This window comes from Mesorhizobium sp. Root695, assembly GCF_001428185.1.
Classification (GTDB): Bacteria; Pseudomonadota; Alphaproteobacteria; order Rhizobiales; family Rhizobiaceae; genus Mesorhizobium.
Map to the genome: position 1 here is coordinate 1 of NZ_LMHO01000025.1, position 13,574 is coordinate 13,574.

Annotated in this window: 9 protein-coding genes and 2 pseudogenes; 2 read left to right on the forward strand and 9 right to left on the reverse strand. The window is 63.0% G+C overall.

Annotated features, from left to right (window positions below; genetic code table 11):
• Positions 1–136: 136 nt before the first annotated feature.
• The 3 genes and pseudogenes from ASD99_RS34925 to gltX form a co-directional block, all read right to left on the reverse strand.
• A pseudogene (locus ASD99_RS34925) lies at positions 137–370 on the reverse strand (citrate/2-methylcitrate synthase); the annotation flags it as partial.
• Between the two features lie 71 nt (positions 371–441).
• Positions 442–1,559 (reverse strand): annotated as a pseudogene (gltA, locus tag ASD99_RS22550) (citrate synthase); the annotation flags it as partial.
• Between the two features lie 184 nt (positions 1,560–1,743).
• Positions 1,744–3,168, reverse strand: a complete 1,425-nt coding sequence (gene gltX / locus ASD99_RS22555) for a glutamate--tRNA ligase (RefSeq protein ID WP_057144979.1) — start codon at positions 3,166–3,168, stop codon at positions 1,744–1,746.
• A gap of 102 nt (positions 3,169–3,270) precedes the next feature.
• Between gltX and ASD99_RS22560 the strand changes: the two genes are divergently transcribed.
• Positions 3,271–5,733: a ComEC/Rec2 family competence protein gene (locus tag ASD99_RS22560; RefSeq protein ID WP_056587600.1), complete on the forward strand. Its 2,463-nt coding sequence runs from the start codon at positions 3,271–3,273 to the stop codon at positions 5,731–5,733.
• Here the strand turns inward: ASD99_RS22560 and lexA are convergent.
• From lexA to ASD99_RS22580, 4 genes are all read right to left on the reverse strand, one after another.
• The gene (gene lexA, locus ASD99_RS22565) at positions 5,727–6,464 is read right to left on the reverse strand and encodes a transcriptional repressor LexA (RefSeq protein ID WP_056587603.1); all 738 of its coding nucleotides are present in this window, start codon (positions 6,462–6,464) and stop codon (positions 5,727–5,729) included. The two genes, ASD99_RS22560 and lexA, sit on opposite strands and share 7 nt — an antisense overlap.
• Positions 6,465–6,910: 446 nt before the next feature.
• Entirely contained in the window at positions 6,911–8,158 is a 1,248-nt protein-coding gene (gene kynU / locus ASD99_RS22570) for a kynureninase (protein WP_057144964.1), read from the reverse strand.
• Positions 8,159–8,234: 76 nt separating this feature from the next.
• On the reverse strand, positions 8,235–9,071 hold the full coding sequence (gene kynA / locus ASD99_RS22575) for a tryptophan 2,3-dioxygenase (protein ID WP_082583396.1): 837 nt from the start codon (positions 9,069–9,071) through the stop codon (positions 8,235–8,237).
• Entirely contained in the window at positions 9,068–10,693 is a 1,626-nt protein-coding gene (locus ASD99_RS22580) for an AMP-binding protein (protein WP_057144965.1), read from the reverse strand. Before ASD99_RS22580 ends, kynA begins: the two co-directional genes overlap by 4 nt.
• Before the next feature lie 312 nt (positions 10,694–11,005).
• Here ASD99_RS22580 and ASD99_RS22585 point away from each other — a divergent pair, with 312 nt between their 5' ends.
• Entirely contained in the window at positions 11,006–11,836 is an 831-nt protein-coding gene (locus ASD99_RS22585; protein ID WP_057144966.1) for an alpha/beta hydrolase, read from the forward strand.
• Positions 11,837–11,884: 48 nt separating this feature from the next.
• Here the strand turns inward: ASD99_RS22585 and glp are convergent, their stop codons facing one another.
• Positions 11,885–13,090 (reverse strand): gephyrin-like molybdotransferase Glp, encoded by a 1,206-nt coding sequence (gene glp / locus ASD99_RS22590; protein ID WP_056587614.1) that lies wholly within the window; start codon positions 13,088–13,090, stop codon positions 11,885–11,887.
• The gene (moaC, locus tag ASD99_RS22595; protein WP_057144967.1) at positions 13,090–13,572 is read right to left on the reverse strand and encodes a cyclic pyranopterin monophosphate synthase MoaC; all 483 of its coding nucleotides are present in this window, start codon (positions 13,570–13,572) and stop codon (positions 13,090–13,092) included. The genes glp and moaC overlap by 1 nt, the downstream gene beginning before the upstream one ends.
• Positions 13,573–13,574 lie beyond the last annotated feature (2 nt).

Sequence of the window (13,574 nt, forward strand, 5' to 3'; positions counted from 1 at the left end):
CTCCTGCCAAAATCTCCTGACACAAACTGTCCAAGACACTTCAATCACATAACAAAAAACCCCGCCGAAAATCGACGGGGTTTGTCAGCAGTCTGAGGCGCCCTGAGGGGCGCCTTTTCAGTCCAGATAGCCTCGATCACCGCTTGGCAATCGGGACGTAGTCACGCTCCGGCGCACCGGTATAGAGTTGGCGCGGGCGGCCGATCTTCTGGCGCGGATCCTCGATCATCTCTTTCCACTGCGCGATCCAGCCGACGGTACGGGCGACCGCGAACAGCACGGTGAACATGGTGGTGGGGAAGCCCAGCGCCTTCAGCGTGATGCCGGAATAGAAGTCGACGTTCGGGTAGAGCTTCTTCTCGATGAAATAGGGATCGGTCAGCGCGATCTTTTCCAGCTCCATGGCGATGTCGAGCAGCGGATCGTCCTTGATGCCGAGCNTAGAGCTTCTTCTCGATGAAATAGGGATCGGTCAGCGCGATCTTTTCCAGCTCCATGGCGATGTCGAGCAGCGGATCGTCCTTGATGCCGAGCTCGCCCAAGACCTCATGCGCCGTCTTCTGCATGATCTTGGCGCGCGGATCGTAGTTCTTGTAGACGCGGTGGCCGAAGCCCATGAGCCGGAACGGGTCGTCCTTGTCCTTGGCGCGGGCGATGAACTCAGGGATGTGATCGACATGGCCTATCTCGCCCAGCATGTTGAGCGCCGCTTCATTGGCGCCGCCATGCGCCGGGCCCCACAGGCAAGCGATGCCGGCTGCGATACACGCGAACGGGTTGGCGCCCGAAGAGCCGGCGAGACGAACGGTCGAGGTCGAGGCGTTCTGCTCGTGATCGGCGTGCAGGATGAAGATGCGCTCCATGGCGCGCGCCAGCACCGGGTTGATCTTGTATTCCTCACACGGCACGGCAAAGCACATGTGCAGGAAGTTGGCGGCGAAATTCAGCTCGTTCTTCGGGTAAATGAAGGGCTGGCCGATGTGGTATTTGTAGGCCATCGCCGCGATCGTCGGCATCTTGGCGATCAGCCGCATGGAGGCAACCATGCGCTGGTAAGGGTCGGAGATGTCGGTGGAGTCGTGGTAGAAGGCCGACAGTGCGCCGACCACGCCGCACATCACCGCCATCGGATGCGCGTCACGGCGGAAGCCGGTGAAGAAGCGCGACATCTGCTCGTGCACCATGGTGTGGCGCGTCACGCGGTAATCGAAATCGTCCTTCTGCGCCTTGGTCGGCAATTCACCGTAGAGCAGGAGATAGCAGACCTCGAGGAAGTCGCCGTGTTCGGCCAATTGGTCGATCGGATAGCCGCGGTGCAAGAGGATGCCTGCGTCGCCGTCGATGAAGGTGATTTCGGATTCGCAGCTTGCCGTCGAGGTGAAGCCGGGATCGTAGGTGAAGGCACCGGTGGTGGAGTAGAGCGAGGCGATGTCGATGACATCGGGCCCGACCGAACCGCTTCGCACCTTGAATTCGTGGGTCTTGCCAGCGAATTCAAGCGTTGCCGTGGCCTCCTGGGTCTTGCCGCCCAAATCCAGTTTCTTCGCAGCTTCGGTCATTGCAAACTCCTTGTTGTTTCCTCATGCCGGCAAAGGCAAAATTCTGCAAAGCGACACGTCGAAATCACCGCTATGCGCGTATTCGCCACCGCATTTCAGGAGGTGCGTGCCAGATTGGGCCAAGGCCTAATGTTGCACTGCGAAACCCGCCTTTCAATGCCAATCTTCTTGGGCCAGTTTGCTCCTAATCGATTTGATCTTCTATGCGCGCCAGGCTTTCCTCGCGACCGAGCACGGCAAGCACATCGAACACGCCCGGCGAGGTGCTCTTGCCGGTCAAAGCGGCGCGCAAAGGCTGGGCCACGGCGCCGAGCTTGTGGCCACCAGCCACTGCAACCTCGCGGATCGCGGCCTCCGCTGCAGCGGCCGTCCACTCACTTGCAAGTGCGTTCAAAGCTTCGTGAGCGCCGCGCAGGATCTTGCGGGCATGGTCATTGAGCAGAAGGGCGGCCTTGTCATCGATCGGCAGCGGTCGCGTGGCAAACAAGAAGGCTGCGCCATCGACGAGTTCGACCAGCGTCTTGGCGCGCTCCTTCAGGCCCGGCAGTGCTGCCAGCAACTGCGCCTTGTTGCTGTCGTTCAGGCGTGAAGCCATCGCCGGGCCACCCTCGAGATAGGGCAAGGTGGCGATGAAGATGTCGAACAGCTCGGCGTCGCTCATACGGCGCATATGCGCGCCGTTGATCGCCTCGAGCTTGGCGAAGTCGAAGCGGGCCGCGCCCTTGTTGACGTCGCCGATGTCGAACCAGGAGATCATGTCCTTGATCGACATGATCTCGTCGTCGCCATGGCTCCAGCCAAGGCGCGCCAGGTAGTTGAGCAGCGCCTCCGGCAGGTAGCCCATGGCGCGATAGGCCTCGACGCCGAGCGCGCCGTGCCGCTTCGACAGCTTGGCGCCATCGGCGCCGTGGATCAGCGGGATATGCGACATGGACGGCACCTCCCAGCCCATGGCGTTGTAGATCACGGTCTGGCGGGCGGCATTGGTCAGATGGTCGTCGCCACGGATGATGTGGGTGACGCCCATGTCATGGTCGTCGACGACGACGGCATGCATATAGGTCGGGTTGCCGTCCGAACGCAGGATGATGAAATCATCGAGATCCTTGTTGGGAAAGCGCACCTCGCCCTGGACGCGGTCATGGACGATGGTCTCGCCCTCGGTCGGCGCCTTGATGCGGATGGCGCCCTTGGCGCCTGCAGGCGCCTCTGAGGGGTCGCGGTCACGCCAGCGGCCGTCATAGCGGGGCGGCAGGCCCTTGGCTCTGGCGGCCTCGCGCATTGCCTCCAACTCGGCCGGCGTCGCGTAGCAATAATAGGCCTTGCCCATGCGCACCAGTTCCTCGGCCACCTCGCGGTGGCGCGGCGCACGCTCGAACTGCGACACCGGCTCGCCGTCCCAGCTGAGGCCGAGCCAGGAAAGTCCGTCGAGAATGGCAGCGGTGGCGGCTTCGTTGGAGCGTTCGCGGTCGGTGTCCTCGATGCGCAGCAGCATCGTGCCGCCGGTGTGCTTTGCATACAGCCAGTTGAACAGCGCCGTGCGCGCCCCGCCTATGTGCAGGTAGCCGGTGGGCGAGGGGGCAAAACGGGTGACGACCTTGTCGGACATGGAACTCTCGGAAACCATCTGAAGCGGGGTGTTGTCGCGCGGACTTTCGCGCGCCCGGCGTTCATGTAGCATAGGGTGTCGAGGGCGCAAGGGGCAGACCCGATGGCTGGACGAAGCCGGGGCTCGGATCAGGGCGAGGACGCCGCTATTGGCGTCAGCGAACGGTCCCTCTTTGCGCCTCTGCCAGCCCCGCTGCCGCCGCCGTCGCCCCTTGTGCCGGCTCCCGGCAAAGCGCCCGTACAAGCGGATGTCGCCGCCTCTATTCCAGTTGCCGAAACCGACAGGGTCGTGCGCGTGCGCCGGCGAATCGGCCGGATTTCACTGCGTCGCCTGCGCCACAGCGTAGCCACTGCGGCTGGCCTGGAACTCGACCGAGGCATCGCTTTCCTGCTGGTGCCGGTCTGTCTGGCAGTCGGAGCGATCGGCTACTTTTCGCTGGCGGCGGAGCCTGACTTTGCCAAGCCCGTCGCGGTCGTCGCCCTTGCCGCCCTATGTGCGGGGGTCTCGCGTTCCTGGCCAAAGACCCATCTGTGCTTCATGGCGGCACTTTTGTGCGCGCTGGGTCTGCTCGCTGCAAAGGTCGAGACATGGCGGGCAGGCACACAGATGCTGGGTTCGGAAATCTCGACGCAGGTGACCGGCCGGGTTGTCTCGCTCGACCGGATGGAGACCGGTCGCGTCCGGCTGACCATCGACGTGACGTCGACCGCAAGGCCGAAATTGCGCTATGCGCCCGAGCGGGTGCGGCTTTCGGCACGAAAGATCCCGGCAGACACAACCGCCGGGTCCCTGATCACGGGATATGCCAAGCTGTTGCCGCCGACGGGTCCGGTGCGGCCGGACAGCTACGACTTCTCCTTCGACAGTTATTTCGCAGGCATCGGCGGCAGCGGGTTCTTTCTCGGCAATCCAAAGCTTGTCGTCACTGATGACGGCGACATGCCGCTGTCGGCCCGCCTTTCCTCTCGCGTGGAAAATGCCCGTGAAGCGATTGCCGATCATATCAGGGCCAGCGTCGGTGGCGCCGAAGGCGAGATCGCCGCTGCGCTGATCGTCGGGGTGCGCGCCGGCATTCCCGATGAAATCAATGAAGCGATGCGGCGTACCGGCATCTACCACATTATCTCCATCTCCGGGCTGCACATGGCGCTGGTCGCCGGCACCATCATGGGTTTGCTGCGCGGTGCCTTCGCCCTGTTCCCGGACTTTTCCGCGCGCCGTCCGGTCAAGAAATATGCCGCCGCCGCGGCATTGCTTTCGATCGCCGCCTATCTCATCATCTCAGGCGTCGTGGTTGCCGCCGAGCGCAGCTTCATCATGCTGGCAGTGATGCTGATTGCCGTGCTGTTCGATCGGGCAGCACTCACCATGCGCAATCTGGCGATCTCGGCGATCGCCGTCATCGTGGTGTCGCCGCATGAAGTGGTCGGCCCAAGTTTTCAGATGTCGTTCGCGGCGACTGCCGCGCTGGTCGGCGCCTATGCCGGCTGGTCGGATCATCGCGCGGGGAAAACCAGACCGCCTCCGCCAAAGCGATCCTTACCTGGCTTCCTGACGCGAAAGTTCCTGCTGGCGGCGGGTGGCCTTGCCATGACCTCGATCATCGCCGGCAGCGCCACTGCGCTGTTTGCCATCTGGCATTTTCAGCGCGTGTCGCCGCTCAGCCTGTTTGCCAATCTGGCCATCATGCCGATTGTCTCGGTCGTTATGCTGCTTGCCGTGATCAGCGCACTGACGATGCCCTTTGGCGCCGATGGACCTTTTTTGTATCTGATGGGCGAGGGCCTGACGGCGATGGTCACCATATCGGCGTGGATCTCCGAGCGTTCGCCTGTCGATGGGGTCGGATTGATTTCGCAGCAGTCTGTCCTGCTGGTGGCGATTGCCCTGGTCATCGCGACGATGGCGACGACACGGCTGCGGCTCGCGGCTCTTCCCTTTGCGCTTGCCGGCCTGCTGACCGTCTCGGATGCGCGCACGCCCGACGTGCTGATCTCGGAGGACGCCCGACTGGTTGCGTTGCCGATCGGCGGCGGCGAGCTCGCCGTCAGCCGCGCACGGCCGAACGAATTCACCGTCGACAACTGGAAACGCGCACTGACATCCGAAACCATCGTCGTGCCGGAGGTGTTCGACAAGGGCGATGGGCAATTCGAGATCGCGGATGCCCCGGAACTGCCGCCGGGATCGCCGTTCTATTGCACCTCGGGCGTCTGTCTGGCCAGGCACACGTCCGGTGCGATCATTGCCTATGTCGAAGACCGAAAAGACACCTGGAAAGCCTGCGGCTTTGCCGAGCTGATCGTTGTCAATGACGCCACGGCCTATGACGCCTGTCACAATCCGCTGGTTCTCGTCATCACCAAGCGACAACTGGCTCGCAAAGGCAGCGCTGCCATCTTCTTCGATCGCCAGTCGGCGACCACGCCGGCAACCGTCAGCTTCGCGGTGGACAGGCCTTACCGGCCCTGGCATGTACAACGCAAATTCTCACGCGAGGCGAGGGGACTGCCGCCCTTCAAGGGACCAGAGAAGCCAGTGGTTAAACCGCAGCCACCTCAGTAGCGGCGGATCAGGCCGACGAGCTTGCCTTGCACCTTGACCCTGTCCGGGCCGAAAATACGGGTTTCATAGGCTGGATTGGCGGCTTCGAGAGCAATCGAGGCGCCCTTGCGGCGGAACCGCTTCAGCGTCGCTTCCTCTTCATCCACCAGCGCCACGATGATTTCGCCGGGGCTCGCCGTATTGGCATTGCGGATTATGACGGTATCGCCGTCGAAGATGCCGGCATCGATCATCGAGTCGCCCTTGACCTCAAGGGCATAGTGCTCGCCGCCCATGATCATGTCCGGCGGCACAGAAATCGAATGCGTCTGATGCTGGATGGCATCGATCGGCACACCTGCCGCGATGCGGCCCATCACCGGGATCGAAATGGCGGAGACCACGTCGTCGTCATTGCCGGCCGAAGACATCCGCGAAGGCGCCGGCTTGAGCTGCCGGCCAAGGCCGCCTTGACCAAGACTGCCCTGGATAATGCTTGGCGAGAACTTTTTTGCCGCGTTGAGGCCGGGCGCGATCGAATCCGGCAGCCGCAACACTTCCAGCGCGCGTGCCCGGTTGGGCAGCCGCCGAATGAAGCCGCGCTCCTCTAGAGCTGTGATTAGCCGGTGAATCCCGGATTTGGAGGCAAGATTGAGCGCCTCCTTCATCTCGTCGAAGGATGGCGGAATGCCGCTTTCCTTCAGGCGTTCATGGATGAACATCAGCAGTTCGTGTTGCTTGCGCGTCAGCATGGCGGCCCCCAAGGTACCGGAAATCAGAATCAGAAAAACAAACCCAGAACAAACACTATCTGTTCCAGTTGTGTTCCGCAACTGTTTAAAGTTTAATGAATTTGTTAAGATGGCGGAAATTTTTCGGTGTTGGAAAACGGGCCTCGTTGACGACTGTCTGCCGTCACGTTGCGCTTTCTGGCATTGAAATTGTTATGGTTAATGGCCTGTGGTCCATGCCGAGCTCAGTGTTGGCATGAGCTGTCGATAGGCCCCTCGAATGTGGGTATTTCAGCTTTTCGGGCGTTCGTTCGCAGTGAACGAAACGAAGCCAAAATGCCAACCTTGGTTAATTATCGCGGCTGGCGCTGGCCCCCAGCAATGAACGCATTTGCGAGCTGGAAATTCGTCCCTCGGTCATATGACTTGGGGAGAGCCGGCGACGACAGATCGTCGAAAGGGCTGCGTCAGGTGACAGCCTCCTTGACGGCGAAACGCTGGTCCTTCCATGCACCCGTGCGCAGAATGTCTTCCAGCACCTCGACCGCCAGCCACACATCCTTGTAGCCGACATAGAGCGGTGTGAAGCCGAAACGGATGGTCGATGGCGCGCGGAAATCACCGATCACCCCACGCTCGATCAGCGCCCGCATGATTTGATAGCCGTGATCGTTATGGAACGACACTTGGCTGCCGCGCTTGGTCGCGTCGCGGGTGCTCTCCAGCGTGAGACCATAGGCGCCGCACTTCTCTTCGACGAGCTGGATGAACAGTTCGGTCAGCGCGACGCTCTTCTTTCGCAATGCCGCCATGTCGACGTCGTTCCAGATGGCAAGCGCGCCTTTGAGCGCCCGCATCGACAGGACCGGCTGCGTGCCGCACAGAAAGCGGCGGATGCCGGTGCCGGCAACATAACCCTGTTCGAAGGCAAAGGGCCGCGCATGCCCCCACCAGCCACTGAGCGGCTGGCTGATATCGCCGTGGTGGCGCTTTGCGGCATAGATGAAGGCAGGCGCGCCCGGACCGCCGTTGAGGTACTTGTAGGTGCAGCCGATGGCGAAATCGGCATTTGCATGGTCGAGTTCGACCGGCAGAGCGCCCGCGGTGTGGCAGAGATCCCAGACGATCAGCGCTCCGGCCGCATGAGCCTTGCGCGTCAGCGCCGCCATGTCGCGCAGTTCACCCGATTTGTAATTGACGTGGTTGACCACCACCACCGCGACGCTTTCGTCGATCAGCTCTTCGATGGTTGGCGCGTCGACGCCAGCGAGGCGCAGCACGACGCCATCCCGGGTCGAGGCCACGCCTTCGGCGATGTACAGGTCGGTGGGAAAACTATCACCCTCGGCGACGATGGCCAACCGGCCGGGCCGCATCTCCAGCGCCGCATGCAGCACCTTGTAGATGTTGGCCGACGTCGTGTCGCAGACGACGGTCTGGCCGGCCGCGGCTCCGATCAGGCGTCCGATCTGGTCGCCGAGTTCGATCGGCATGTCGAACCATCCGGCTGTGTTCCAGGCTCGGATGAGATCCTGGGCCCATTCCTGGGTCGCCGCCTGCTGCAGCTCGCCAAGAGCGGCATGCGACGCTGCCCCCAGTGAATTGCCGTCGAGATAGATCACCCCCTCTGGCAAAATGAAACGATCGCGCATGGCACGCAGCGGATCCGTGGCATCCATCGCTTCGATTGCAGCCAGATCAGGAATTCCACCCATGGTCAGTCAGTCCTCTGTTGTTCGCGAAGGGTTTTCCGCCACAGACGCGTCCCCTCGGTGTGCCTGAATTTCGATGTCAGAGCCTTGTGCGGACCGTCCACAGCTCCGGGAACAGCACGACCTCGAGCATCTTCTTCAGATACGAAGCACCCGACGTGCCGCCGGTGCCGCGCTTCAGGCCGATGATGCGCTCGACCGTGGTAACGTGATTGAAGCGCCAGCGGCGGAAATAATCCTCGAAGTCGACCAGCTTCTCGGCCAGTTCGTAGAACATCCAGTAGCGCTGCGGATCGCGGTAGATGGTCTGCCAGGCGACCAGGACCTCTTCATCTTCGGTTCGCGTCTCACGCCAGTCCGTGCGCCTGGCATCGGCGCCGATGTCGAACCCGTTGCGCGCCAGAAGCAGCAGTGCCTCGTCATAGAGCGAAGGCTCGGCCAGGATCGCCTCCAGCTTCCCGCTGAGGTCCGGCCGGTGCTTATGCGGCCCGAGCATGGCCAGGTTGCGGTTGCCGGCCATGAATTCGATGGCGCGATACTGCCAGGACTGAAAACCCGAGGACTGGCCGAGCGCATCGCGGAACTCGGTGTACTCGCTGGGCGTCATCGTCCGCAGCACGTCCCAGGCATTGTTCAGTTGCTCGAAGATGCGCGCGACGCGCGACAGCATCTTGAAGCTCGGCTCGAGCCGGTCGGCTCGGATCGAACGGATCGCAGCGCCAATCTCATGCAGGGCGAGCTTCATCCACAGTTCGGAGGTCTGATGCTGGATGATGAACAGCATCTCGTCATGCGCCGACGACAGCGGCGTCTGGGCCTCCAGCACTTTCTCCAGGTGCAGATAGTCGCTGTAGGACATGCGCTCCTTGAACGACATCTGCGCGCCTTCGGACGCCGGATCGTAGGGCTCGCTCAATTGATTTTCTCCGTACGCAGCCGGAAGCGCTGGATCTTGCCGGTCTGGGTCTTGGGCAGAGCGGCGATGAATTTCACTGACCGTGGATATTTGTAAGGGGCGATCGTCGCCTTGACGTGGTCCTGCAGGCGCTTGGTGGTCAACGCGTCAGGGGCCACGCCCTGCGCCAACACGACATGCGCCTCGACGATCTGGCCGCGCTCGGCATCGCCGGCGCCGATGACAGCGCATTCGGCGACGTCCGGATGCGACAGCAGTGCCGCCTCGACCTCGGGGCCGGCGATGTTGTAGCCGGCGCTGACGATCATATCGTCTGAGCGCGCGGCGAAATGGAAGAAGCCGTCCTCGTCCTGCGTGAAGGTGTCGCCGGTGAGGTTCCAGCCGTCGCGGACGTAGTCCTTCTGCCTGTCATCGGCCATGTAGCGGCAGCCGGTCGGGCCACGCACCGCCAGCCTGCCGGTCGCACCGCGCGGCAACTCGCGCATCTCGTCGTCGACGATGCGCGCCTCGTAGCCGCCCACCGGCTTGCCGGTCGACGCAGGCTTCATGTCGCCAAAACGGTTGGAGATGAATATGTGCAGCATTTCGGTGGCGCCGATGCCATCGAGGATCGGCTTGCCGGTCTTTTGCGTCCACTCTTCGAAAACCGGACCGGGCAAGGTTTCGCCGGCCGAAACGGCGACGCGCAGCGACGACAGGTCGGCCCCTTCATCCATGGCCTTCAGCATGGCGCGGTAGGCGGTCGGCGCGGTGAAGGAGATGGTCGCTTTGTAGGTCTCGATGATGTGGATCATGTTGGGTGGCGTCGCCTGCTCCAGCAACGTCGCCGCCGCACCGAAGCGCAGCGGGAAAATCGCGAGCCCGCCAAGACCGAAGGTGAAGGCCAGCGGCGGCGAGCCGACGAAGATGTCGTCCGGCGTCACCTGGAGGATTTCGCGGGCGTAGGCGTCGGCGATGATCAGGAGGTCGCGGTGGAAATGCATCGTCGCCTTCGGCACGCCTGTCGTGCCCGAGGTGAAGCCAAGCAGCGCGACGTCGTCGCGGCCGGTGTCGACGGCGCTGAACGTCACCGGCTTGTCGAGCGCGGCACGATCGAGTTCGGCATCATGGTTGGCGGTGCCGTCGAAACCGATGACCTGTTTGAGGAATGCGCTGTCCTTGGCGCAGGCGGTCATCTCGTCCATCAGCCTGGTGTCGCAGAGCGCGACGGTGATCTCCCCCTTGTCGACGATCTTGGCGAGTTCGCCGGCGCGCAGCATCGGCATGGTGTTGACGACCACGGCGCCGACCTTGGTGGCTGCCAGCCAGCAGGCGACCATGGCGGGGTTGTTGGCCGAACGGATCAGCACCCGGTTGCCCGGCTTGACGCCATAATTCTCGACCAGTGCGTGGGCCAGCCTGTTCGTCCAGTCGGACAGTTCCTTGTAGGTGCGGCGGCGGCCGTTGCCTATCAGCGCGGTGTGGTCGCCCAGGCCTTTCTCGACCAGCCGGTCGGTCAGTTCGACGCCGGCGTTGAGGCGTTCGGGATAGTCAAAGCCATCGAGCAGGATATCCGGCCATTGTTCCGGCGGCGGCAGGTGATCGCGCGTGAACGTGTCGATATGCGCTGAAGGCCCAAGCATGTCGCCGCTATCCCGTCTGCTGGACGGCCAGTGCGCGAGGCGCCTGGCCGGATGTGATGGATCTAAAGGTCCTGCTATTGAGGAGGCTTCGTGCCGCCGTTCCACCTGCTCGGGGATGCCCGGAAAGAGTCCACATCTGCAGGTTTTGAGCCGCACAGCAGACCTCCCATTGTCGGCTGTTCGTCGGGGCAGGATCGCATCAGTCGAAATTTGTTTCAAGCCTAAAATGTTTTTGTTCTGGAGCATTGACGCACGGCACGGCGGTGGCCATTGCTAGCGTAGAAACGATGCCATTCCGGGGGAGGGGTGCCGATGCTCGAACGTCACATTGCCGATTGGGACAGCGCCTATGCCAACGGCGCGAACATCGCCGGCAGCGACCGCTGGCCAGCCGCCTGGGCGGAACCGGCGCAAGCGTTTCGCAATGCGCTTTCGGCAGAGGGCCGGGCACGGCTCGACATTGCCTATGGTGACGGACCGCGCAATCGGTTCGATCTTTTCCTTCCCAAGGCCGCTCCCAAGGGGCTCGTGGTGTTCATCCATGGCGGTTACTGGCTGGAGTCCGACAAGAGTACCTGGTCGCACCTAGCCAATGGCGCGGTCGGCAATGGCTTCGCCGTGGCGATGCCGTCCTACACGCTGTGCCCGGACATACGCATCGCCGGCATCGTCAGCGAAATCGGTGCGGCGATCGGCAAGGCAGCGGCAATGGTCGGGGGACCGCTGATGCTGACCGGACATTCGGCCGGCGGCCATCTTGCCAGCCGCATGATAACGACAACCACGCCTCTGACGGCCGATGTGGCGCGGCGCATACGCCATGTCGTTTCGATCTCAGGCGTTCATGATTTGCGTCCGATCATGCGCACCGAGATGAACGCGACACTGGCCATCGACGAGAAGGAGGCGCTGGCGGAAAGCCCGGCCCTGCTGCGTCCCATGAATGGGACCCGCATCACCTGCTGGACCGGTGGTGGCGAGCGCGCCGAGTTCCTGCGCCAGAATGCGTTGCTTGCCAACATCTGGACCGGCCTTGGCGCCACCACCAGCGCCGTGGTCGAGCCCGATCGGCATCATTTCGATATTGTCGACGGCCTTGCCGATCCGGCGCATCCGCTGACCCGGACGTTGATCTCGGAATAGAGCCAAGATCATTTTATCTTCTGTTATTAATGGCTTGCCTGCGATTCTTCAGCGCAGCATCAGCACGCTGCAAGCTTCGCCCGCAGCCGCTGCCGGGGCAAACGGTGCCCGCACGATCAGCCCGTTGGCGTCGGCCAGCATTCTCAGCATCGAGGAATCCTGGATTCCGAACGGCGTCGCCACCAGCGCGCCGTCATCTTCCCTGACCACGGCCCGCACATAGTCCTGGCGCAGGTCGTTGGCCGGCATTGCGGTGCCCAATCGCGCCGGGCGTATGTCCTGTCGATGATTGCGGCCGCCGAGCCGCGCCAGCAGCGGCTTCAGGAACAGCTGCGAGCAGACCAGGCTCGCCACCGGGTTGCCGGGCAGGCCGATGCACCTGATATCGCCGAGGCGCCCGAACATCAGCGGCTTGCCGGGGCGCATGGCGATCTTCCAGAAGCCGAGCGTCATACCTTCGCCGGTCAGTACGTCGTGGATCAGGTCGTGATCGCCGACCGAGGCGCCACCAAGCGTGACGATGACGTCCGCACCGGCCGCAACCGCTTGTCTGACCAGCGCGGCGATGGCCTCCTTGCGATCGGCGGCAATGCCGAGATCGAGCGCGCGGGCGCCGACCGATTGCGCTGTCGCGGCGACACCATAGGCATTGGAGGAGACGATCTGGTCCGGCCCGAGATCGCTGCCGGGCGGCAACAATTCGTCGCCGGTGGCGATGATGGCTACCAGCGGCCGTTTTACCACGCTGACCCGGGGATGGTTGGCCGATGCCGCCAACGAGAGCGCCGCCGGGTCGAGCACGCGGCCTTGTTCCAGCAGCGCGTCGCCTTTCGAAAAGTCGAGGCCGATGCGGCGGATGTTGCGTCCTTCAGCGGTGGGTTCGATCACTTCGATGTCGCCGTCACCGAGATCCCGGACATTTTCCTGGATGACGATGGTATCGGCGCCTTCGGGCAGCGGCGCGCCGGTGAAGATGCGCACGGCCTGTGCCTTGCCGACCGTGCCGTCAAAACCACGCCCGGCCGGCGCCATGCCGATCACTGAAAGCCGCGACGGCACCGACGCCACATCCTTGGCGCGGGCCGCGTAGCCATCCATGGCGGAAGCATTGAAAGGCGGTTGGGTGCGCAGCGAGACGACCGGTTCCGCCAGCACACGATCCGCGGCCTCGAAGAGCGGAACGCTTTCACCGGCCAGCGGCGCAGCGCCTTCCAGCAGGCGCTCGAGCGCCTCGGCGACCGGAACCAGCGCCATTAGGAACTCGCCTTGTAGTCGCCCGACTTGCCGCCGGTTTTTTCGACCAACCGGATGCCGGAGATGACCATCGCACGATCCACCGCCTTGGCCATGTCGTAGATGGTCAGGCAAGCCACAGAGGCGGCCGTCAAAGCTTCCATCTCTACGCCCGTCTTGTCGGTGACACGCGCAAGTGCTGTGACTTTCAGGCCGGGCAAAGCATGGTCCGGCTCGATGTCGACGGAAACCTTGGTCAGCAGCAGCGGATGGCAGAGCGGGATCAGTTCATGGGTCTTCTTAGCCGCCATGATGCCGGCGATCCGCGCGGTGCCGAGCACGTCGCCCTTCTTGGCGTTGCCGGCGAGGATCATCTTCAGGGTCTCGGGCTGCATCGCGACAAAGCCTTCGGCGATTGCCGTGCGCGTCGTCTCTGCCTTGTCGCCGACATCGACCATGTTGGCCTCGCCCTGGGCGCCAAGATGGGTGAGGGTGGCAGTCATTG

Excerpts from the sequence above, each read along its gene's own strand:
- ASD99_RS22560 (WP_056587600.1), top strand. The coding sequence starts at position 3,271 with ATGGCTGGACGAAGCCGGGGCTCGGATCAGGGCGAGGACGCCGCTATT.
- gltX (WP_057144979.1), bottom strand. The coding sequence starts at position 3,168 with ATGTCCGACAAGGTCGTCACCCGTTTTGCCCCCTCGCCCACCGGCTAC.
- ASD99_RS22585 (WP_057144966.1), top strand. The coding sequence starts at position 11,006 with ATGCTCGAACGTCACATTGCCGATTGGGACAGCGCCTATGCCAACGGC.
- kynU (WP_057144964.1), bottom strand. The coding sequence starts at position 8,158 with ATGGGTGGAATTCCTGATCTGGCTGCAATCGAAGCGATGGATGCCACG.
- moaC (WP_057144967.1), bottom strand. The coding sequence starts at position 13,572 with ATGACTGCCACCCTCACCCATCTTGGCGCCCAGGGCGAGGCCAACATG.
- ASD99_RS22580 (WP_057144965.1), bottom strand. The coding sequence starts at position 10,693 with ATGCTTGGGCCTTCAGCGCATATCGACACGTTCACGCGCGATCACCTG.
- glp (WP_056587614.1), bottom strand. The coding sequence starts at position 13,090 with ATGGCGCTGGTTCCGGTCGCCGAGGCGCTCGAGCGCCTGCTGGAAGGC.
- lexA (WP_056587603.1), bottom strand. The coding sequence starts at position 6,464 with ATGCTGACGCGCAAGCAACACGAACTGCTGATGTTCATCCATGAACGC.